This is a genomic window from Lutibacter maritimus (assembly GCF_900116115.1).
GTDB classification, from domain to species: domain Bacteria; phylum Bacteroidota; class Bacteroidia; order Flavobacteriales; family Flavobacteriaceae; genus Lutibacter; species Lutibacter maritimus.
On the sequence record NZ_FOZP01000004.1, the window covers coordinates 99,173 to 120,700 of the forward strand.

The window sequence follows — 21,528 nt, forward strand, 5'->3', positions numbered from 1 at the left end:
ATTGAGCGAAGTAGATACACAGGTTCTCATTGTGATCGATGATCAATATGATAAGATGCTGAATCAAGTTCAGCATGACGTGTTTCTAGACTTTTTAAACAGCCTCTTTTTTTAAAACAACTAACTAAAGCTTTTGTCTATAAATTATTTTGAAGAAAATAATTTAGGATTAAATGTAAACATAATCCAGCTCCAAGAACTGTTTTCATCTTTACCACCACCTTTTAATACTTCCATAGAATTTGTTCCGTACATTTTAGAATAACCTGCGCTAAATGCAATATTATTAGCTACTTTATATCCAATTGTTAGATCAATTTCAGTTCCTAATTTACTGTCCATTTTAGTAGTTCCGCTATAAATATCAGCAGCAGATGAAAAGAAATGAGGCATAACCTTTGCTGAAAACTTATCTTTATTATACCCAACAAAACCATTTACATCTACTAAACCAACTGATCCACCGTGGTTTCCAACATAAAAATAATCCATCCAACCATTAAATTTATGGTTGGTACCATATAACGGATTGAAGGATTTTACGTCTAAACTTGTGTCATTTGTGTCTTTCCCACTTAAATATTCAGCACCTACACCAAAAGAAAATAAATCGGAAGCTTTATAACTTATGTTTCCAGAAAAATTAGAAGCACTTACATCTTTATCAGAAATTTTTCCAGTTTGAACATATATAGAGAAATCTGAAGCAAATTTTCCTTCTTTATACGTAATATACGTACCTATTGTTTGTGAGTAATCTACTTTTTGATCTCCAGCATTTAAATATTCAACACCATTATTTAAAGCCAATAAACTTAAACCAACTTTATCAATTGCTGTGTGATAATATGCATATTGAAATGTTTTGTAACCTGCAATATTGCTGTATAAATTATCTACACCTGCTTGGCTATCAGCATTTAAAGCAAAACCTATATCTAAATTACTCTTTTCTGAAAGTTTAAATTTAGCAATCATAGCATCATGGCTTCTAGCTTGTTGTGCCCAACCTACGTTTCCAAAAATTCTACTGTCATCATATACAATTTCTTGACGCCCTAATTTTAATGAAAAACTGTCAGATAATAATGCTTCTGCCCAAGCTTCGTGTAACATTGTAGCATTGTCATCAGCGCCTAAAGTACTAATATCTCCCCAAACTCTAACGTTTTGTAAAGACATTCCAATTTTAATTTTATCTTGACTAAAATTAAAGTTTAAACGTGATCGCTGTGAAATAAAGTTGGCACCATCTGCATTTGTTGCTAGCAATGAACCGTAACCATGTTTATTTTCAAAACGCGGTCTTAATTCGGCAGATAAATCAAATTGTTGCGCATAATTAGTTGTTACAATTAATGTAACTAAAAGTGTAAAATAAAAATACTTTCTCATTGGTATTTGTTTTAATTATTTTTCAGTTAAATATATAAAGACCTCTTTGTCTTTATATGGCGAAAATACGCGCAATAAAAGAAGTAAATAATGATTTTTATCAACTTTGCTATTTTAAAATAAATAGTAGCGTTCCCATTACTATAATTAAATAAAATATTATTGAAAATTTCCAAAAAGAATGTGCTTTTTTCATTTCCATAAAATAATTTGCAACTAAAATAAATTTAATGGCAGCAAGCACCAATATAAAAGTTACAGCAACTGTTGTTACAAGTGTTGAATTTGATACCAATGCTGTACAAATTGTAAGCATAATTAATACTAGCCAAACTATTAAAAGAAGGTTTTTTCTCATTTTAAAAAAGTAAATAGATTACGGGAAATAATAATAACCAAATTAAATCGCACATATGCCAAAACGCAGCACTTGCTTCAAAATCTTCTAAGTTTAGGGTAGATTTTCTTTTAAAACCAACATAATTAAATAGTAAAATAACCAATCCAACCACCACATGAATTACATGAAACAAGGTTAACATCCAATAAAATGAAAAAAATGTATTGTAACCAATTGTTAAACCTGCTTGTAGTTTAAAATAATATTCAACGCTTTTTAATAGTAAAAACAACACGCCACCAACCATTGTTAATTTTAGAAAAAAAGTAGCTTTTTCAATCTTATTTTCTTTAAAATTTTCTACCGATTTTGCCATAAAAAACCCACTGGTTAATAAAAAAATGGTATTGATTGCACCAAAAGTAGTATTCAATAATAATTTAGATTGATGAAAAATTTCAGGTTCATCTTTACTATACAAAACCATTGCAACTAAAGCTGCGCCAAAAGTGAATAATTCTAAAAAGATGATAATCCATAGTAAAATTCCTCCTGGCGGATACGCAATATTTTTGCTGTTAATTGTTGAAGTATCCATAAATTAATCCCAATCTAACAAACGTTTTTCGCCTTCTAATTTTTGAATATCTGTTACGTCCTGTGACATTTCAATAACACCTCTGTATTTCTTATCATTATCTCTAATAGCGAAATATCTGATATGAATAATTCTTCCTCTAAAGTTGAACCAAAACTCTGCAACATCTTTTGTTCCAGCTTTAAATTCGGCTACAATTCGCAATACCATATCTACACTTTTTGGTGGATGACAAAAACGAACTTCACGTCCAATAATTCCTTTACTTCTTGGAAAAACTCTATCATCTCCTCTATTGTAAAAAATTACTTTATCATTTTCATCCACAAACGTAATGTCAACTGGCAAAAAACGAAGTAATAAATTTACTTGTTCAGGAGTCATATAACCTTCGTCGTAATGAAACGTGTTTTCCAACGAAAAAGATAAATCGCGTTGTGTAAAATCTTCACTTGGGTGCACATATGTTTCTTGCTCAATTGCAGGATATGGTAATGGTTTTTCTAATAACATCCAACCAATTTCCTCATCGCCTTGGTAAAATTCTTTCCATTCGTCTTCCGATAATAATTCCATTGAATTTGGAAATAATTTCATATGTTCAATGGTTAATAAACGCTTAATTCCTTCCACTAAATACGGAATATTATCTACAATTTTCTGTGTATTTCTTTCTGAATTATAGGTATTTAATAAACGTATTTGATCACGTAAATTGTCATGAAATGACCACATTCCTTGACTTGGACCTTCCCAACCGTGCTTTTCTAAATATGGAAATAATTGATTTTCTTTGCGTGAAAATCGTTTTTCAATAGTTGTTAATTGATTGAAAATATTAAAATATTTTTGAAAATCAGCTACTGGATTAACATCATATAATTCAGCTAATAAATTCTGAATTAATTCGCTTTCTTGGTAATATACTTTTACTGGATGCCCCGTTGGCAGTTTTTCTACAGTAGTTAAAAATGAATTCATTTTTTTAATTTTTTATTAGGCTATTAATTTCAACACTTTTGGAAAAAAAACGTGTTTATTAAAATGTACATATTTTTGAAGTTGATGATCTAATTCGTGTAATTTTTCATATAAAAAACGGAACGAATTACAACCATCTGCAGGAACAGTATAATGTGTAGATAAATTTGAAATTTCTTTAAAAGTATCACTCACTAATTGTTGTGCAATTTCAGTTTTATTGATGGCTTTTTTAATTCCATCTATTTGATCTGTTGAAATTTCATCGAATTTATTGTTTAACTCTAAAACACTTTCAATAGTTGGAAACAAAGTAGTTTCTGTATTTTTTAGCATTTCAACCAACACCACCTCAACAGCTTGTAATAACGTATTAATTTCAACAACTTCTTTTGCATGACCTCCATGAACCTGCGCTACTTTAGCTGCAATTGGCATAATTTGCGGTAAATTTTCTTCAATGTAATTGTGGTATTCTTCACTAATTTGATCAATTAGTGAACTAATATCTAAATCGTTTAAATCATGTTCTCCCGATATTTTTGAATTTAAAGCTTCAATTTCTTGCTTTAAAACGTTAAACTCAATTCCAATTTCTTTACAAGCGTTTTCTAAAGTAACGCCACCTCCACAACAAAAATCGATTTTGTATTTGCTAAAAACGTGATCAGATCCTAATTTTTTTGAAACAATTTCTGCAACTGTATTCTCTTTTGTAATATTCATCATTTTAAATTTTATGATTGATGTTTTATTTTTTCATATAGTTGAACCATAGACCTTAACAATTCAACTGGTGTTGTTAATATTTGATAATGATTTTGTCCAAACATTTGCGGTAAATAATATTTTGCTTGTGCTTCAATAGCTAAAGCATACGAATTTATATTGCGTTCATTTAATTCTCTTAACGCTTGTTTTACATCATTTACGCCGTACTTACCTTCGTATTTATCGTAATCATTTGGTTTGCCGTCTGACAGTAAAATCACCCATTTATTTTTAGTACTTCGCTTATCTAACATCGCACCAGAATGACGCAAAGCAGCACCAATTCTGGTATAACCACTTGGCGCTACAGCGCCAACTTTAAATTTGGCTTTATTCCAATCTTCATCAAAATCTTTTATGGTGATGTATGAAGAATGATTTCTAGTTTTAGAGTAAAAACAATCGATAGAAAAATCGATATTAAATTCATTTAAAATTTCTCCAAACAAAATAGAAACTTGCTTTTCTACATCAATTACGCGATTTCCTGCGGCATAACCATCACTTGATAAACTGATATCTAACAGCAATAAAATGGATAAATCTTTCTCCTTTTTACGTTTTGAAATGTAAATATTTTCTGAAGGTGTGTGGTTAGAATGTACATCTACAAACAAATCTGTAATAGCATCAATATCAAATTCATCACCTTGTGTTTGTCTGCGTTGTTGTTGCAATTTATTGTTTACCGTTGTCAACATTTTACGCAAACCCATTAAGGTACTATTGTTTTCCTTTATCGTTTTTTTGTAATAATTCACATCATTTTTTAGCAAAGTTTTTGGGTATACTTTGCAAAAATCTGGTTTATAAGTACGTTTTGTATAATCCCATTCATCATATTTAATATGATAGCCATTGGCATCAATTTCAGCACTTTCAGAAACGGTTGTATTTTCAATAAAATCTGCCTGATATACAGAATGCGCGGTATCATCAACACGTACGGTATATTTCATATTAACATCTTCCAACGCATTTGAATGATCATCCAATTCATCTTCCCCATCAAAATCTCTAAAATTACCACCAAATTCTTCTGCTGTTTCAACTTTTTCAAACTGATGTTGTAAAACAGCATCTTCTTGTTGCTTTACATCAACTTGCACAGAAATAATTTCTTCAACAGCTTTTGATTTTAAAATGGTTTTCGGTTGTTCTTCATTGGCTTTTTTTACTTTATCTGTAAAATTATTTAATGTGTTTTCTGAAGCTTCTTCAGGGTTGTTTCGCATCCATTTTCCGTAGATAAATGAATAATCTGCCACTTCTTCTTCTTTTACTTTGTTTGTATAGAACTTTTTAAAGTTCGCATAGTATTTTTTAGTTATGGGAAATTGCTCAAATAACGATACTAATATTTGTTGAGATGTTTCTTGTGCTTTTTGTTGTGATTCTATTAACTCATGTTCTTGATGATCGTTCCAATTTAAATTTAAATTCTTTTGAATTGATAAGTATAAAACTCGAAATAAATAGAACGCAATATTTTCATCAATCGACTGAAAATCAGAAAATTTTGTAGGTAAAAAGAAATTATTGTTTTTATAACCACCTTCTCTTTCAGCCTCGTAAATTTCGATAGAATTACCAGTAATTGCGCGCGCCAATATGGTTAATCTAGGTTTTATATCTTCTAAATTAACAGTGTACAAATTCGCATTCTCTTTCTCTTTTTTCTTTCTTTTAAAATAAAAAGCTAATTTGGTAAATATGTATTCATCTGGTTCGAACATTCTTTATTTTTTGGCAAATTATATCATCAAATTACATAAATCTTTCAGTGCTTCAATCACTTCTAAATCATCTGTTAAAGGTTCTACAATAGCAACTTCTACCGATAATCTTTTTGGTAAACCACTATGAATTAATTTTGCTGCATCCACCAACAAACGTGTTGAAACAGTTTCTGCTAAACCTAGTTCCGTTAGATTTCTAATTTTTGTAGCAATATTTACTAGCTTTTTAGCAATACCAGCTTCAATACCAGCTTCATTCACCAAAATTTCAATCTCAATTTTTTCTTCAGGATATGCAAAAGAACTTGCAATAAAACGCTGGCGAGTAGATGGTTTTAATTCTTTAAATCCTTTTTGATAACCTGGATTAAAAGATGCAACTAACATAAAATCTTCATGTGCTTTTACTATAATTCCTAACTTATCAATAAACAATTCTCGCCTATGATCTGTGAGTGAATGAATAGCAACAATAACATCTGGCCTAGCTTCAGCAATTTCATCTAAATAAATAATGGCGCCTTGTTTAATTGCTGTTGTTAAAGGTCCATCCGACCAAATTGTTTCTGCTCCTTTTATAATATACCTTCCAACTAAATCTGTTGATGAAGTTTCTTCGTGACAACTTATTGTAATTAGCTTTTTATCTAATTTTGAAGCCATAAATTCTACAAACCGAGATTTTCCAGTTCCTGTTGGTCCTTTTAATAAAAATGGAATCTTATTTTTATAAGCGTGTTCAAACACTTCAACTTCTTTTCCTATTTGATGATAATATGGTAATTGCGTGTTCATTTTCTTCTTTTTTTGATTTATTAGAGTTGAAAACCAGAGCCTTTGACTATTGTGCAAACAAGTATGGGTATTTGCTAATTATCTTAAACTCTGGCATCAATCTAAAAAACTACAATTTAAATTTTTCAGCTAATTATTCATTAATCTGTAATGCCTCATCAGTTGGCTTACCGTGCTTATAAAAATCAATAATATATAATACAATTCCGGTTGTAAACATCGTTGCACACAACACTAAAACAACAAAATGGATACTAATTTCTTTTTGAACTTTCATAAAATCCATTCCAAACTTACGTTCTAAATAAACTTGTGCAACACCAGCAACTCCAAAAGCAACTGTCATTCCAATCATACCAATATTTGCTAGCCAAAATGCTGCTCTACCTCTAGTACTTTCATATAATTTTCTACCAGTCATATTTGGTAAACTATAACTTATAATTGCTAAAACAATCATTGCGTATGCTCCCCAAAAAGCTAAATGTCCGTGCATTGCTGTTACTAAAGTTCCGTGTGTATATAAATTTGTTTGAGGTAATGTATGTGCAAATCCTAATAAACCAGCTCCTACAAAAGATACAATTGCAGAACCTAATGTCCAGTATAATGCTAATTTGTTTGGATGTTTTTTCTCACCTTTTCTATACATATTTACTGCAAATAATGCCATTGCTAAGAAAGCTAAAGGCTCTAATGCTGAAAATATTCCACCAACAACTAACCAAATTTTATTTACACCTATGTAATAATAGTGGTGACCTGTTCCTAAAACTCCAGATAAGAAAGTTAAACCAACAATTACGTATAACCATTTTTCAATAACTTCTCTATCAACACCTGTTAATTTTATTAATAAAAATGATAAAATACCACCCATAATTAATTCCCAAACACCTTCAACCCATAAATGAACAACCCACCAACGGAAAAATGAATCGGTAACTTGGCTATCAAAAGGTAACATTCCTGGTAAGTACAATAATGCTGCAAATAATAATCCCATAGAAAGCACTAACGCAGTAGTAGTTTGGCGTTTTCCTTTAAATAATGTGGTTAAAATTAAACCGAGGAATAATAATACGTTTACAACTACTAAATAATCTAACGGACGAGGAATTTCTAAAAATTTACGTCCTTCCCAATAATTAAAATGATAACCAACAATTGCTATAACTCCAACAATTGCTAAGCTAATTAATTGGACATATGCTAATTTTACACTTACCAATTCTTTTTGAGCTTCTTCTGGAATAATATAATAAGCTGCTCCCATAAAACCAGATAATAGCCAAACAACTAATAAATTTGTATGTACGGCTCTTGCAGTGTTAAAAGGAATAAAATCGTGTAAGTTATCAAATCCTATTCGGGCAAAACCCATAATAAAACCGTATGTAATTTGTAATATTAATAAGAGCATTGAAAGGGCAAAAAACCAATATGCTACTTTTTGTGATTTATATTTCATAATGTGATTTTTAGTTGTTAATTTTATCTTTTGCTAAAGGCGAAACAATTCTGTCAAAACCATTTAAATCAATCTCTCCAATCCATTTAAAAAATGCTATTACATCAGTAGCTTCTTGTTCTGTCATTCCGTACGCCACCATTTTTCTACCGTTTGGTTGCCAAGGTCCTTTAGACATTAGAATACTTTTAATTACTTCCTCTCCATTTCCATCATAACGTTGGTTTAATCTGTCCACTACTTTTGTAAGCTCAGGTGCATAATAGCCTCCTTCGCCTAAAATAGTATGACATCCCATACAGTTATTTGATTCCCAAATTTCTTTACCTCTAACCACTTCTGCAGTAAGATTTTCATGATTTGTTTGATCCGTTGCTTCCGATAATGAATACACTGTAAGTCCTATAAAAATTAGGAAAGTTACCAATGTACCGCCAAGAAAGAACGCCCTTGCTTGTTTTTTAGATAACATGTTTAAAAGAGTTTAATTTAGTTAAATTGATTATTAATATATATTAAGACCTTTTTATCTTTTATATGGTACAAAAGTAAATAAAATATTTATTTGAATTATGATAATTGTCATAATTTTAATTTTATTTAAATTCAGGTGTAATATCTTTTAGGGTTAATTTTCTTCCTTGCGAAGTAATCTCTTTAGAAAATTCCATAATAGTTAAATCTCTAAACTTTCCTAAAATACCATTTTTAAATGGCTCAACAATAAAATGAACTGGACAAGGATTTGCGCCATCACATTCAGAAAGCCCTAAAAAACATTCGTTTAACCTAGTTAATCCATCAATATTTTCAATTATATCTAATACAGTTCTTTTTCCGTTCTTTTTAGTTAAATAGAAACCACCATTAGGACCTTTTGTTGAAGAAATAATTTTGCCTCGTACTAATTGTTGAAACAATTTTGCCAAAAATGGATTAGGTACATCAATACTTTCGGCAATGACTTTTACACTTATTTTATGGGTTTCACTTGAATGTTCTGCTAAAAACAATGTTGATAAAATAGCATACTTACTTGCACGAGATAACATCATAATAAATAATATTTTTGATTTCTTTTTTTGGTAAAATTAATAAAAAAAGAGTAACAAGTATTATATTTTTTTGAATTTAACTGTAAAGTGCCTCATTATAGGAGCCTCATCTGAAATGATATATCCAGATTTTGCTTCATTTCTAGTGTCATAAATATTTTTAATAGAAGCAGCAATGTAATCCATATGATTATTTGTGTACGTTCTTCTTGGTATTGCTAATCTAACTAATTCTAATTCTGGATATCTATTTTCTCTTGTAACCGGATCTCTATCTGCTAAAACTGTCCCAATTTCAACACCACGAATTCCACCAACAACGTATAATTCTACAGCTAATGCTTGTCCTCTGTATTCTTCTCTTGGAATGGTTGGTACAAATTTATTAGCATCTAAATAAATAGCATGACCGCCAAATGGTTGTTGCACAGGAACACCATAATCTACCAACTTTTGACCTAAATATGCAACTTGCTCTACCCTACTTTCTAAATAATTAAATTCTGTAGATTCATTTAATCCAACTGCCAATGCACCCATATCTCTACCATTCATCCCTCCATAGGTAATAAAACCTTCAAACATAATATTAAAAACAGTTGCTTGTTTAAAAACTTCTTTGTTATTAAGCGCAATAAAACCACCCATATTTACCAAACCATCTTTTTTTGCACTCATTGTCATTCCATCACCATAAGAAAAAACTTCCTTTACAATTTCTTTAATCGTTTTATCAGCATAACCTTCTTCTCTTTTTTTGATAAAATAGGCGTTTTCAGAAAAACGTGCAGCATCAAAATATAAAGGGATTCCGTATTTTTTACAAAGTTCAGAAACTTCTTTTGTGTTTTTAACAGATACAGGCTGTCCACCCGCACTATTACATGTAATGGTTAAAATTACAAATGGAATTTTTTCTTTTGGATATTTATTAAATACAGATTCTAATTTTTTTATATCTATATTTCCTTTAAACGGATGTACTACTGATGTATCAAATGCTTCATCAATTGTGCAATCAATTGCGGTTGCTTTTCTGAATTCAATATGTCCTTTTGTTGTATCAAAATGTGAGTTTCCAGGCACAACATCGCCTTCTTTTACCAAGGTAGAAAATAACACATTTTCAGCAGCTCTTCCTTGATGCGTTGGTAAAAAATACTTAAAACCAGTTATATTTTTTACTGTCTTCTTTAATTTTTTAAATGATAATGATCCCGCATAACTTTCATCTCCTATCATCATTTCCGCCCACTGTTTATCACTCATAGCACCAGTTCCAGAATCGGTTAATAAATCAATAAAAACTTTATCTGAAGAAAGGTTAAATAAATTATAATGCGCTTTTTTAATCCATTTTAAACGTTGTTCTTTAGTTGATCTGTTAATAGTTTCAACCATTTTAATTTTATACGGTTCAGCATATGGTAATTCCATAATAATAATTTTAATATTTATAAAAGAAGTAAGGTGATGTGTGGTTTAATAACCAAAAACGAGGTAAATAATTATTTCATAAAACACTCAGGGCGCTTTATATTTAAATAACTGTTAAAATATAGTTTGAAAAAACTTAATGTATTCATAAAACTTATTTCTGATAACAAATTTACAAAATTTAAATTTTAATGTCTCAATTTCACTATAAAATTTGAATTTTAATTAATGACAATAATCAGTAATTGTGACAAAAGTTACAATTAACTTTACTTCCGCAAAAGCTAGGTTATTTTTGTCTTAAAATTACATTAAAAAGGTAGTTTTATGACAATTATCATTAGCTTTGCAAAACATTATTTTTAATAACAAAATTAATAAAATGAATAAATTTTTATCGTTTATATATTCTACTAGAATTATGGCCGTTCTTTTTCTTGTATTTGCTGCAGCTATGGGTGTTGCAACTTTCATAGAAAATGATCACGGAACTGAAACAGCAAAAGCAGTAATTTATAATGCTTGGTGGTTTGAAGGAATTATGGTATTTTTTGCAATCAACTTTTTTGGAAATATTTTTAAATATAAATTATTAAGAAAAGAAAAATTAGTTGTTTTAGCATTCCATTTAGCTTTCTTTTTAATAATCATAGGCGCTGGAATAACAAGATATATTAGTTTTGAAGGCATCATGCCAATTAAAGAAGGTGCTGTTAGCAACACATTTCTTTCTGAAAAAAACTATATAAGTATCGTAGTTAATGATGGGAATGAACAAAAAACACCTTATCATAAACCAGTTCTATTATCATCTATTAGTAAAAATAGCTTTAATTATACTACTGATTTTAAAGGAACGGATGTTTCTGTAAAATTGACCAATTACATACCAAATGCTGAAGAGGTTTTTGAAGAAAATGAAACAGGTGAAGAATATTTATTATTTGTTGAATCTGGCGGTGGCGGAAGACACAACCATTACTTAAAAAAAGGAAATGCTGAAGTAGTGCATGGTGTATTAGTTGGTTTTGATTCTCCAAATAAAAACACAATAGATTTTAAAACTGTTGATGGAAATTTAAAAATTTCAACTGCCGTTGATGGAGAATTTTTTAGAATGGCTGACAATTTTGAAGGAAACATTGCAAAGGATTCTATACAAGATTTTTCACTTTTAGCAGTTCATTCAATTGCTGGACTTCAATTTGTTGTTCCAAAAGGCCCAATTAAAGGTACTTATAAAACCATTTCAGGTAATAAAGATATGAGTCCTTTGGCTCAATTAGAATTTGATGTTAAGGTTGGAGACGAAACAAAACATATTAAATTAAACGGAGGCAAATTTGCAATTCAACCGCCAACACAATTTTCTGTTGGAAATTTAAATTTCAGAATGAGTTATGGTGCTATGCAAATGAAATTACCATTTAGTATTAAATTAAACGATTTTCAGTTAGATAAATACCCAGGATCTGAAAGTGCTATGTCATTTGCAAGTGAAATTACTGTAATTGATCCAAGTGAAACTTTTGATTTTAGAATTTTTATGAATCATATATTAAATTACAAAGGCTATAAATTTTTTCAATCTAGTTATAATATTACACCCGAATATGAAGAAACTCATTTATCAGTAAATCATGATTTTTGGGGTTCTACAATAACTTATATCGGTTATTTCTTATTATATGCAGGTTTAATATTAATTATATTTATGCCAGGTACAAGATTTGATTTCTTAAGAAAAAGCTTACAAAAAATGAAAAAAGCCAAAACAACACTTTCTATTTTAGCTTTACTTTTATTTTCCGTTATTTCTTTTGGTCAAGAGCACAATCATGTAATGACTGAAAAACAAATTGATTCTGCTTTGGTTGCTAATGAAATTAGTGTAGAACATGCAGAAAAGTTTAGTAGGCTTATTATTCAAGATGCTGGTGGTAGAATGAAACCTGTGCATACCTACGCATCAGAATTATTACGAAAAGTAAGTAAACATGATACTTATAAAGATATGAACGCTACACAAGTGTTTTTATCTATTCAACAAAATCCAAGAACTTGGTTTCAAATTCCTGTAATTTATATTGAAAAAGATAATACAAAACTAAGAGACATTATAGGTATTCCTCACGATCAAAAATATGCAGCATTGGCTAGCTTTTTTGATGCTAAAGGAATGTATAAAATTTCTGAAATTCAGCAAGAAGCTCAAAAAAGCAATATCAAAAGCAAGTTTGAAAAAGATGTTATTAATGTAGATAGAAGAGTTAATTTATTATACTCTGCTATTACAGGTGATATTTTACGCATATTCCCAATACCAAATGATCCAAATAATACTTGGGTATCACACAACAATATTCAACCAACAAATTTTAAAGGTCAAGATTCATTATTTGTTCAACAAATATTACCAATTTATTTACAAACCTTATTTGAATCTAAAACAACAAAAGACTATTCTCAATCTGATGAAATTATTGATGGTGTTATAAAGTTTCAAAAAAAATATGGAAGTGCTGTTTATCCATCAGATCATAAAATAGATTTAGAAATAGCCTATAATAAATATGATATTTTTAGAACAATTTACAGCTATTATATGTACATAGGAACTTTAATGTTCTTATTTGTAATTTTTCAAATTTTCAATTCAAATAAAGTAATTAACTACTTAATTAAAGGAAGTATTGCTATTGTTGTTCTGCTGTTTTTAATGCATACAGGAGGTTTAATAGCGCGTTGGATTGTGAGCGGAAATGCTCCTTGGAGTAACGCTTATGAATCTATGATTTATGTCGGTTGGGCAACCATGTTGTTCGGGTTAATTTTTGGGCGAAAATCATCAATGACCATTGCTGCAACAGCATTTTTAACCGCATTTATTTTAATGGTGGCGCATTGGAACTGGATGGATCCTGAAATTGCAAACCTTCAACCAGTATTAAATTCATATTGGTTAATGATTCACGTTTCAATAATTGTTGCTAGTTATGGACCGTTTGCTTTGGGTATGATTTTAGGTTTAATTTCATTAATTCTGATGATTTTAACCACCGAAAAAAACAAAGCCAAAGTGGGTGCAATGATAAAAGAATTAACTACTATTAATGAAATGTCATTAACTGTAGGTTTGGTAATGTTAACTATTGGAAACTTTTTAGGTGGACAATGGGCAAACGAAAGTTGGGGTCGTTACTGGGGATGGGATCCAAAAGAAACTTGGGCTTTAATTAGTATTATGATTTATGCTTTTGTACTACATTTAAGATTGGTACCAGGTTTAAGAAGCAGATTTACTTTTAACGTATTTTCTGTTGCTGCATTTGCATCAATATTAATGACCTATTTTGGAGTTAACTTTTACTTGTCTGGATTACATTCTTATGCCAGTGGAGATAAGGTAATTACACCTAATTTTGTATATTATTCAGTTGCTATTGTTGCTGTTTTATCAATTATTGCATATTTTAAATTCAAAAAATATTATAAAAAATAACAAATACCAATGCAAAAATGTAACTTTGCAAACTATTAAAAAATATTATAAATGTTTAATAAGTACATAAAATTAGTTATAGCAGGAGCAATTTTTATTTGGGCAATATTTCAGTTTGTTGAAGGAAATATAATGAACGGAATTTCATTAATTTTATTAGCAGGAATTTTTGTGCTGTTTTATTTTAAAAACGAATTTATTTTGTTAGCCTTTTTACAATTAAGAAAACAAAACTTTGCTGGCGCAAGCAAATGGTTATCTTACATAAAAAATCCTAGTAGTGCTTTAATAAAAAAGCAAGAAGGTTATTACAACTTTTTACAAGGAATTATGGTTTCGCAAACAAATATAACACAAGCTGAAAAATACTTTAAAAAAGCGCTAAGTTTAGGCTTAAATATGAAACATGATATTGCAATGGCAAAATTACAATTAGCAGGAATTGCAATGACAAAAAGAAGAAAAAGAGAAGCTACACTTTTAATGAATGAAGCTAAAAAGCTTGACACTCAAAATATGTTAGCCGAACAAATAAAAATGTTAAAAAATCAATTAAAGAAAATTTAATTTTCTTTAATTTCATAAAAAAAGCGCAACAAATGTTGCGCTTTTTTTATGCTTAAATTTTAAATTATTGTAAAATTAATGGAACCAATTCTTTGGTATATTGTATTACATAAATACCATTATTTTCAAAGCTTCCGTTTATTTTTTTAGCGTAATTAAATGATGATGAAACTCTCACTGATTTTCCTGCTTTCAAACTTTCCTCTAGCGTTTCATAACTAGCCAATCTAATTAAAACATCATACGTTACATCAAAGCCTCTAATTGCATAATCAGAAGGAATAGTATTGTTTACCTTTTGATATTTGTTGAAAAAGTTTTTAACGATCTCATTATTCATATTAAAAAATTCGGCAGTTGGATATGTGAAATTTAACTGACCTAAATAGTTATTATCTACAGTATCAAAATTTTTCCCTTTTTCTAAAGAAATTAAACGAATAGAGAACTTATCTGCCAAACTTTTTAAATTGTTTATTGTAGATGCTGTTGTAACGTTGTCTTCACTAATTAAAAATATCCAATTTTTAGTTCCTTCTTTTAATTTTTCAGTAACTCTTCCTGCTGCTATATATCCTTTTTCTGGTTTAATTACTGAAACCTGTTTAATATCATCAAAAGCATTTAATTTATTTACAATACGCCAAAGTGCGTTTTGAGATTCTGCCTTTCCATCATTAATAACAATAATATTCTCGCCGTTATACGTACGTTCTAAATACGTAATTAATTTATCTTCAACCAAAGCTTCTTTAGGAGAAGCTTTTATTAAGTTTTCAGCACCATATGTATCCTGATTTTTCGAGAAAAACGGAGTAATTATTGGTGCTTTTATATTTTTAGATAGCCATTCTGCTTTTTCAAAAAACAACGGACCAATAACAACATCAACATCATTAAAATTTACTTTATTAACTAAACTTTGAATTTTTGATAGAGAATTTTCTGAATCAAAAAAATGTACTTTTAAATTTGCTCCTTTTTCTTTTAAAGAATCTATTGCCATTAAAGCTCCCAAATGAAAATCAGTTGCTACATTTGTTAAATTATTTTTAGTAAAAATTGAACTAGCTATAGAATCATTTATTTTATTTAATTGGTAAGGCAGTAAAAAAACTACGTTTAATTCTTTATTTAAATTAATTTTCTCTTTAAAAGTAACCCCAAGAGATTCATTTATAAGGTTAGAATTATAATCATTAAATAACGGTACTTTTACTATAACTTCTTCATTATTATTTTTTGAAATTTTCAGAACCATTCCTAATTTTAAACCTTCTTTTAAGTCTGGGTTTAGCTTTAATAATTCTGCTTCTGTAATATCATATTTTCTAGTTAAATTATAAATGGTATTGTCTTTAACCACCGTATGTAAAATATATTCTTTTTCTGTTGACGATTTTTGGTTAGTTTCTATACCTGGAATGATTAATTTCATTCCAATTTTTAGTCCGTCTTCAAGTCCAGGGTTTGCGTTTATTAAATCATTTATTGAAACATTAAACTTTTTAGAAATACCATAAATAGTTTCTTTTGGTTGTACCTCATAAAGGTTAACGTTTGTATTATCAGTTTCAATTATATTTTTTCCATAATTTTTATTAGGAACAATTATAACCGTTTCTGCATCTGGTTTTCTACTAACATCCGGATTTAATTTTAACAAATCTCTTGTTGATAAATCATATTCTTTGGCAATACTTTTTATAGTTTCTCCCTCTTTAACTATATAAGTTATATATTTTTTTTGCTGTGCAAAGGAAGCTACAGAAGTTAAAAAAAGAAATACTAAAAATAATTTAGATAAATTCATTTATGTTAATTTTTTAAAAATGGAAATTTATTCCCACTCAATTGTTGCTGGCGGTTTAGAACTTATATCATACACTACTCTATTAACGCCTTTTACACCATTTATTATTTTGTTTGATGTTTTTTGTAAAAACTCATATGGTAAATTTACCCAATCAGCAGTCATACCATCAGTAGATTCAACGGCTCTTAAAACCACAGCTTTTTCATAAGTTCTTTCGTCACCCATAACACCAACAGAGTTTACTGGCAATAACATTGCTCCTGCTTGCCATACACCATCATATAATCCTTCATCTTTTAGACCTTGAATAAAAATGGCATCAACTTCTTGTAACATTCTTACTTTTTCAGCAGTAATATCTCCTAAAATACGAATTCCTAAACCTGGTCCTGGAAATGGATGTCTTCCTAATAATTCATCATCAATTCCCATAGATCGCCCAACTCTTCTAACTTCATCTTTAAATAACATTTTTAAAGGTTCTATTATTTTAAGCTTCATAAAATCTGGTAATCCACCAACATTATGATGCGATTTTATAGTTGCTGAAGGTCCTCCGGTTGCAGAAACTGATTCTATAACGTCTGGATAAATTGTACCTTGTCCTAACCATTTAACATCTTGAATTAAATGTGCCTCATCATCAAAAACTTCAATAAAAACTCTACCAATTATTTTTCGTTTTCCTTCTGGATCTGATTCACCGGCTAATTCTTTCAAAAAACGTGCCGAAGCATCAACACCTTTTACATTTAACCCCATGTTCTTGTATTGATCTAACACATTTTCAAATTCGTTTTTACGCAACAAACCATTATTTACAAAAATACAATACAAATTAGTACCAATAGCTTTACTTAATAATGTTGCTGCTACTGTAGAATCTACACCACCAGATAATCCTAAAACAACTTTATCGTTTCCTAATTTTTCTTTTAAATTTTTTACAGTAGTTTCAACAAAAGAATCTGGTGTCCAAGTTTGTGCAACACCCGCTATTTTTACTAAAAAGTTTTCTAAAATTTTTAAACCATCTTTTGAGTGATATACTTCAGGATGGAATTGTATTCCGTATGAAACTTCATTTATTAATTTAAATGCAGCATTTTTAACGTCGTGCGTACTGGCAATTAACTCACTATATTCTGGTAATTCCACAATAGTATCGCTATGACTCATCCAAACCTGACTTCCTTCATTAACGCCTTCAAAAAATAAATCGTTAGAATTTACATAAGAAAGATTTGCTCTACCATATTCTCTGGTATTTGAAGCTGCTACTTTTCCACCAAAATTATGCGCCATAAATTGTGCTCCAAAACAAACTCCTAACAATGGTAATTTGCCTTTAATTTTAGATAAATCTGGATGTGGCGCATCTTCAGCTCTAACTGAAAATGGACTTCCTGAAAGAATTATAGCTTTATAATCTTCAATTTTAAAATTTTTACTGTTGTACGGAAATATTTCACAAAAAATATTGAGTTCTCTAACTCTTCTAGCAATCAACTGTGTGTATTGCGAACCGAAATCTAAAATAAGTACCTTTTGTTGCATCCGCAAAAATAATATTATTATTACTATATAAAATAATATTTATTAAAAAATAGATAGTTTATAAATTTCAGCTTCAAAAAATTACATTATTAGACGTTAATTTATGTTGTTTGTAAATTTTATGACACAAAAAAGACTTCATTAAATTACATATAAACCATTTTCATTCCATTTTCAACTTTAAATGCTCTTTAAATTTTACAAAATTAAAAATAAACGCATTTTAAAGCGTTTTAAGCGCGTTTTTCGTTTTTAAGAAATTGTTGATAACTTATTTTACCAAAAGGCTTAAAACAGCTAATTTACCATGATGATTACTTATATTTGTGTGTTACACAAAAAAGAATAATTTAGTTAATCATAAAAATATGAGCGAAGAAATAAATAAGCAAAATTATACAGCAGATAGCATCCAGGCATTAGAAGGAATGGAACACGTTAGAATGCGTCCTTCTATGTATATTGGTGATGTAGGAATTAGAGGTTTACACCATTTAGTATATGAAGTTGTAGATAACTCTATTGATGAAGCAATGGCTGGACATTGTGACACCATTAATGTTATTATCAACGAAAACAACTCCATTTCTGTAAAAGATAATGGTCGTGGTATTCCTGTGGGAATGCATAAAAAAGAAGGAGTTTCTGCTTTAGAAGTTGTAATGACCAAAATTGGTGCTGGTGGTAAATTTGATAAAGATTCATACAAAGTTTCTGGAGGTTTACACGGTGTAGGTGTTTCTGTAGTAAATGCATTATCAAACCACTTAAGAGCTACAGTTTATTTAGATGGTAAAATTTGGGAACAAGAGTATGAAAAAGGAAAAGCTTTGTACCCAGCTAAAACCATTGGTGAAACAACAGATAAAGGAACTATGGTTACTTTTTTACCTGATCCTTCAATTTTTTCACAAACTACCGAATATAATTACGAAACTTTAGCAACCAGATTACGCGAACTTTCATTTTTAAATAAAAAAGTAACTTTAACATTAACTGACAAAAGAACAACTAATGATGAAGGTGAATTTATAACAGAAACTTTTCATAGTGATGAAGGTTTACCCGAATTTATAAGATATTTAGATGCAACTAGAGAGCCTTTAACTACTAATGTTATTTCTATAGAAGGTGAAAAAAATGGTGTTCCAGTTGAAGTAGCAATGATATATAATACTTCATATTCTGAAAATTTACATTCTTATGTAAACAACATTAACACTCACGAAGGAGGAACGCATCTAGCTGGTTTTAGACGTGGATTAACTGCCACATTAAAAAAATATGCAGATGATTCTGGAATGTTAAAAAATTTGAAATTTGAAATTGCAGGAGATGATTTTCGTGAAGGATTAACCGCAATAATTTCAGTAAAAGTAGCTGAACCTCAATTTGAAGGTCAAACTAAAACAAAATTAGGAAACCGAGAAGTTACAGCAGCAGTTAGCCAAGCAGTTTCCGAAATGCTACAAGATTACTTAGAAGAAAACCCAAATGACGCTAAAGTAATTGTACAAAAAGTAATTTTAGCAGCAACGGCACGTCATGCAGCACGTAAAGCTCGTGAATTAGTACAACGTAAAACAGTAATGTCAATTGGTGGTTTACCTGGTAAATTAAGTGACTGTTCAGAAACTGATCCAGAAAAATGTGAAATTTTCCTAGTTGAGGGAGACTCCGCAGGTGGTACTGCAAAACAAGGACGTGACAGAGCTTTTCAAGCTATTTTACCATTAAGAGGTAAAATTCTAAACGTTGAAAAAGCAATGCAACATAAAGTTTTTGAAAATGAAGAAATTAGAAATATGTTTACAGCTTTAGGAGTTTCTATTGGAACTGAAGATGACCCAAGAGCTTTAAATTTATCTAAATTACGTTACAACAAAGTAGTAATTATGTGTGATGCTGACGTAGATGGTAGCCACATTGCAACTTTAATTTTAACTTTCTTCTTTAGGTATATGAAAGAATTAATTGAAAATGGACATATTTACATTGCAACTCCACCTCTTTATTTGGTTAAAAAAGGTCAAAAAAGAGAATATGCTTGGAATGATAACCAACGTGATATGATTGCATTAAATATGGGTGGCGGTGTTAATATTCAGCGATACAAAGGTCTTGGAGAGATGAACGCAGAACAACTTTGGGATACCACTATGAATCCTGAATACAGAACATTGCGACAAGTTACGATTGATAATTTAACAGAAGCAGATAGAGTTTTCTCTATGTTAATGGGTGATGAAGTTCCTCCTCGTAGAGAATTTATAGAAAAAAATGCAGTTTATGCTAAAATTGACGCATAAAAACTCAAATTCAATATTATTAAATCAATAAAAGACTGCTTTTTTAAGCGGTCTTTTATTTTTTGTAACATATTTTTATATATTTACTAAATAAAACCTCCAAAACCCATGAAAAAATTAGCACTACTTTTTATTATAATTTTACTGAATTTTTCAGTAAAAGCACAAGATGGTATGGAAGCAATCCTTCTATCTGGAATAAATGATGCAAATAAATTAACTGAAGCTTATATTAACCCGGCAATGAAAGGGCTTATACATAGTATGAATGGCGGATGGTATCATACAGCCAAAGCGCATAAAACCTTTGGTTTTGATGTTAGTATTGGACTTAACGCTTCTTTAATTCCTTCTTCAGAAGAAATTTTTAATTTTTCAGATTTAGGTTTATCTTCAAATACAACTTCTACATCTTTAACTGGAGCAACTGTTGCTGGACCTAATTCTTTAGAAGCACCTATAAATGTTTCTACCACAATTAATGGTCAAAATGTTACTGCAAATTATACAATGCCTGGCGGAATTAAAGATGATTTGCCTTTAAATGCAATGCCAGCACCTTCAGTTCAAATAACTTTAGGATTGCCACAAAAAATAGATATTATGCTAAGAGGTGTTCCAAACGTAGGGTCGGATGATGTTAAAGGTAATTTATTAGGTGTTGGTGTTAAAAAAGAAATAACAAGTTTATTTGGACCTGTTGATAAACTTCCTCTACACGTTGCACTATTAGGTACCTATACTACTATGGACGTTACGTACAATTTACAAAATGACAGCTCTATTCAAGGTACAAATCAAGAAGCAACTTTTAATTTAAATGCTTATTCTGTTCAAGCAATAGCTTCTATTAATTTTCCAGTAGTAAATTTTTATGGAGGTATTGGTTATAGTGGTGGAAATTCGAAATTTAAAATGAAGGGTACTTATAATTTAGAATATAACACTGGATATCCTGCTCCTAATGATACTGTTGAGGTTGAATTTACGGATCCTGTAAATTTAAGCTTTGAAAGTAAAGGCCTTAAAACAACTTTAGGAACTAGAATTAGTTTAGGGTTTTTTAAATTATTTGTGGATTATACAATACAAGAATACAATACAATTACCACAGGTATAGCATTTAGTTTCAGGTAATTAAAATCTATCAAAAAATGCCCTAAAACACTATAAACGATTTCGTAGATTAGACACT

At 29.7% G+C, this 21,528-nt stretch carries 17 protein-coding genes; 4 read left to right on the forward strand and 13 right to left on the reverse strand.

Annotated elements, in window-relative coordinates:
* Positions 1-144: 144 nt before the first annotated feature.
* The 11 genes from BM335_RS07640 to BM335_RS07690 form a co-directional block, all read right to left on the reverse strand.
* Positions 145-1,395 (reverse strand): alginate export family protein, encoded by a 1,251-nt coding sequence (locus tag BM335_RS07640; protein ID WP_090225049.1) that lies wholly within the window; start codon positions 1,393-1,395, stop codon positions 145-147.
* Positions 1,396-1,504: 109 nt separating this feature from the next.
* Positions 1,505-1,753, reverse strand: a complete 249-nt coding sequence (locus BM335_RS07645) for a cytochrome C oxidase subunit IV family protein (RefSeq protein WP_090225051.1) — start codon at positions 1,751-1,753, stop codon at positions 1,505-1,507.
* A 1-nt stretch (position 1,754) separates the two neighbouring features.
* Complete coding sequence (locus tag BM335_RS07650; RefSeq protein ID WP_090225053.1) at positions 1,755-2,333, reverse strand: cytochrome c oxidase subunit 3; 579 nt, start codon at positions 2,331-2,333, stop codon at positions 1,755-1,757.
* Positions 2,334-2,336: 3 nt separating this feature from the next.
* Positions 2,337-3,314 (reverse strand): DUF438 domain-containing protein, encoded by a 978-nt coding sequence (locus tag BM335_RS07655; protein WP_090225055.1) that lies wholly within the window; start codon positions 3,312-3,314, stop codon positions 2,337-2,339.
* Between the two features lie 15 nt (positions 3,315-3,329).
* Positions 3,330-4,043, reverse strand: coding sequence for a DUF542 domain-containing protein (locus tag BM335_RS07660; protein WP_090225058.1), 714 nt, complete (start codon positions 4,041-4,043; stop codon positions 3,330-3,332).
* An 8-nt stretch (positions 4,044-4,051) separates the two neighbouring features.
* Positions 4,052-5,821, reverse strand: coding sequence for a nitric oxide reductase activation protein NorD (locus BM335_RS07665; protein WP_090225061.1), 1,770 nt, complete (start codon positions 5,819-5,821; stop codon positions 4,052-4,054).
* An 18-nt stretch (positions 5,822-5,839) separates the two neighbouring features.
* Entirely contained in the window at positions 5,840-6,619 is a 780-nt protein-coding gene (locus tag BM335_RS07670; protein WP_090225064.1) for a CbbQ/NirQ/NorQ/GpvN family protein, read from the reverse strand.
* A 133-nt stretch (positions 6,620-6,752) separates the two neighbouring features.
* Positions 6,753-8,090: a cbb3-type cytochrome c oxidase subunit I gene (locus BM335_RS07675; protein WP_090225066.1), complete on the reverse strand. Its 1,338-nt coding sequence runs from the start codon at positions 8,088-8,090 to the stop codon at positions 6,753-6,755.
* 10 nt (positions 8,091-8,100) lie between these two features.
* The gene (locus tag BM335_RS07680; RefSeq protein WP_090225069.1) at positions 8,101-8,562 is read right to left on the reverse strand and encodes a c-type cytochrome; all 462 of its coding nucleotides are present in this window, start codon (positions 8,560-8,562) and stop codon (positions 8,101-8,103) included.
* Positions 8,563-8,686: 124 nt separating this feature from the next.
* Positions 8,687-9,145, reverse strand: coding sequence for an RrF2 family transcriptional regulator (locus tag BM335_RS07685; protein WP_245780640.1), 459 nt, complete (start codon positions 9,143-9,145; stop codon positions 8,687-8,689).
* Between the two features lie 60 nt (positions 9,146-9,205).
* The gene (locus BM335_RS07690) at positions 9,206-10,582 is read right to left on the reverse strand and encodes a tryptophanase TnaA (RefSeq protein ID WP_090225074.1); all 1,377 of its coding nucleotides are present in this window, start codon (positions 10,580-10,582) and stop codon (positions 9,206-9,208) included.
* Between the two features lie 382 nt (positions 10,583-10,964).
* Here BM335_RS07690 and ccsA point away from each other — a divergent pair, with 382 nt between their 5' ends.
* Together ccsA and BM335_RS07700 are read left to right on the forward strand one after the other, a co-directional pair.
* Positions 10,965-14,084, forward strand: coding sequence for a cytochrome c biogenesis protein (ccsA, locus tag BM335_RS07695; RefSeq protein ID WP_090225078.1), 3,120 nt, complete (start codon positions 10,965-10,967; stop codon positions 14,082-14,084).
* A 51-nt stretch (positions 14,085-14,135) separates the two neighbouring features.
* Positions 14,136-14,651, forward strand: a complete 516-nt coding sequence (locus BM335_RS07700) for a hypothetical protein (protein WP_090225080.1) — start codon at positions 14,136-14,138, stop codon at positions 14,649-14,651.
* Between the two features lie 64 nt (positions 14,652-14,715).
* Here the strand turns inward: BM335_RS07700 and BM335_RS07705 are convergent, their stop codons facing one another.
* Together BM335_RS07705 and guaA are read right to left on the reverse strand one after the other, a co-directional pair.
* Positions 14,716-16,464 (reverse strand): PBP1 and LysM peptidoglycan-binding domain-containing protein, encoded by a 1,749-nt coding sequence (locus BM335_RS07705; RefSeq protein WP_090225083.1) that lies wholly within the window; start codon positions 16,462-16,464, stop codon positions 14,716-14,718.
* A gap of 27 nt (positions 16,465-16,491) precedes the next feature.
* Complete coding sequence (gene guaA / locus BM335_RS07710; protein WP_090225085.1) at positions 16,492-18,024, reverse strand: glutamine-hydrolyzing GMP synthase; 1,533 nt, start codon at positions 18,022-18,024, stop codon at positions 16,492-16,494.
* A 368-nt stretch (positions 18,025-18,392) separates the two neighbouring features.
* On the opposite strand from guaA, the gene gyrB reads away from it, so the two are divergent.
* Positions 18,393-20,333: a DNA topoisomerase (ATP-hydrolyzing) subunit B gene (gyrB, locus tag BM335_RS07715; RefSeq protein WP_090225088.1), complete on the forward strand. Its 1,941-nt coding sequence runs from the start codon at positions 18,393-18,395 to the stop codon at positions 20,331-20,333.
* A 108-nt stretch (positions 20,334-20,441) separates the two neighbouring features.
* Entirely contained in the window at positions 20,442-21,470 is a 1,029-nt protein-coding gene (locus BM335_RS07720; protein ID WP_090225090.1) for a DUF6588 family protein, read from the forward strand.
* Positions 21,471-21,528: the final 58 nt, after the last annotated feature.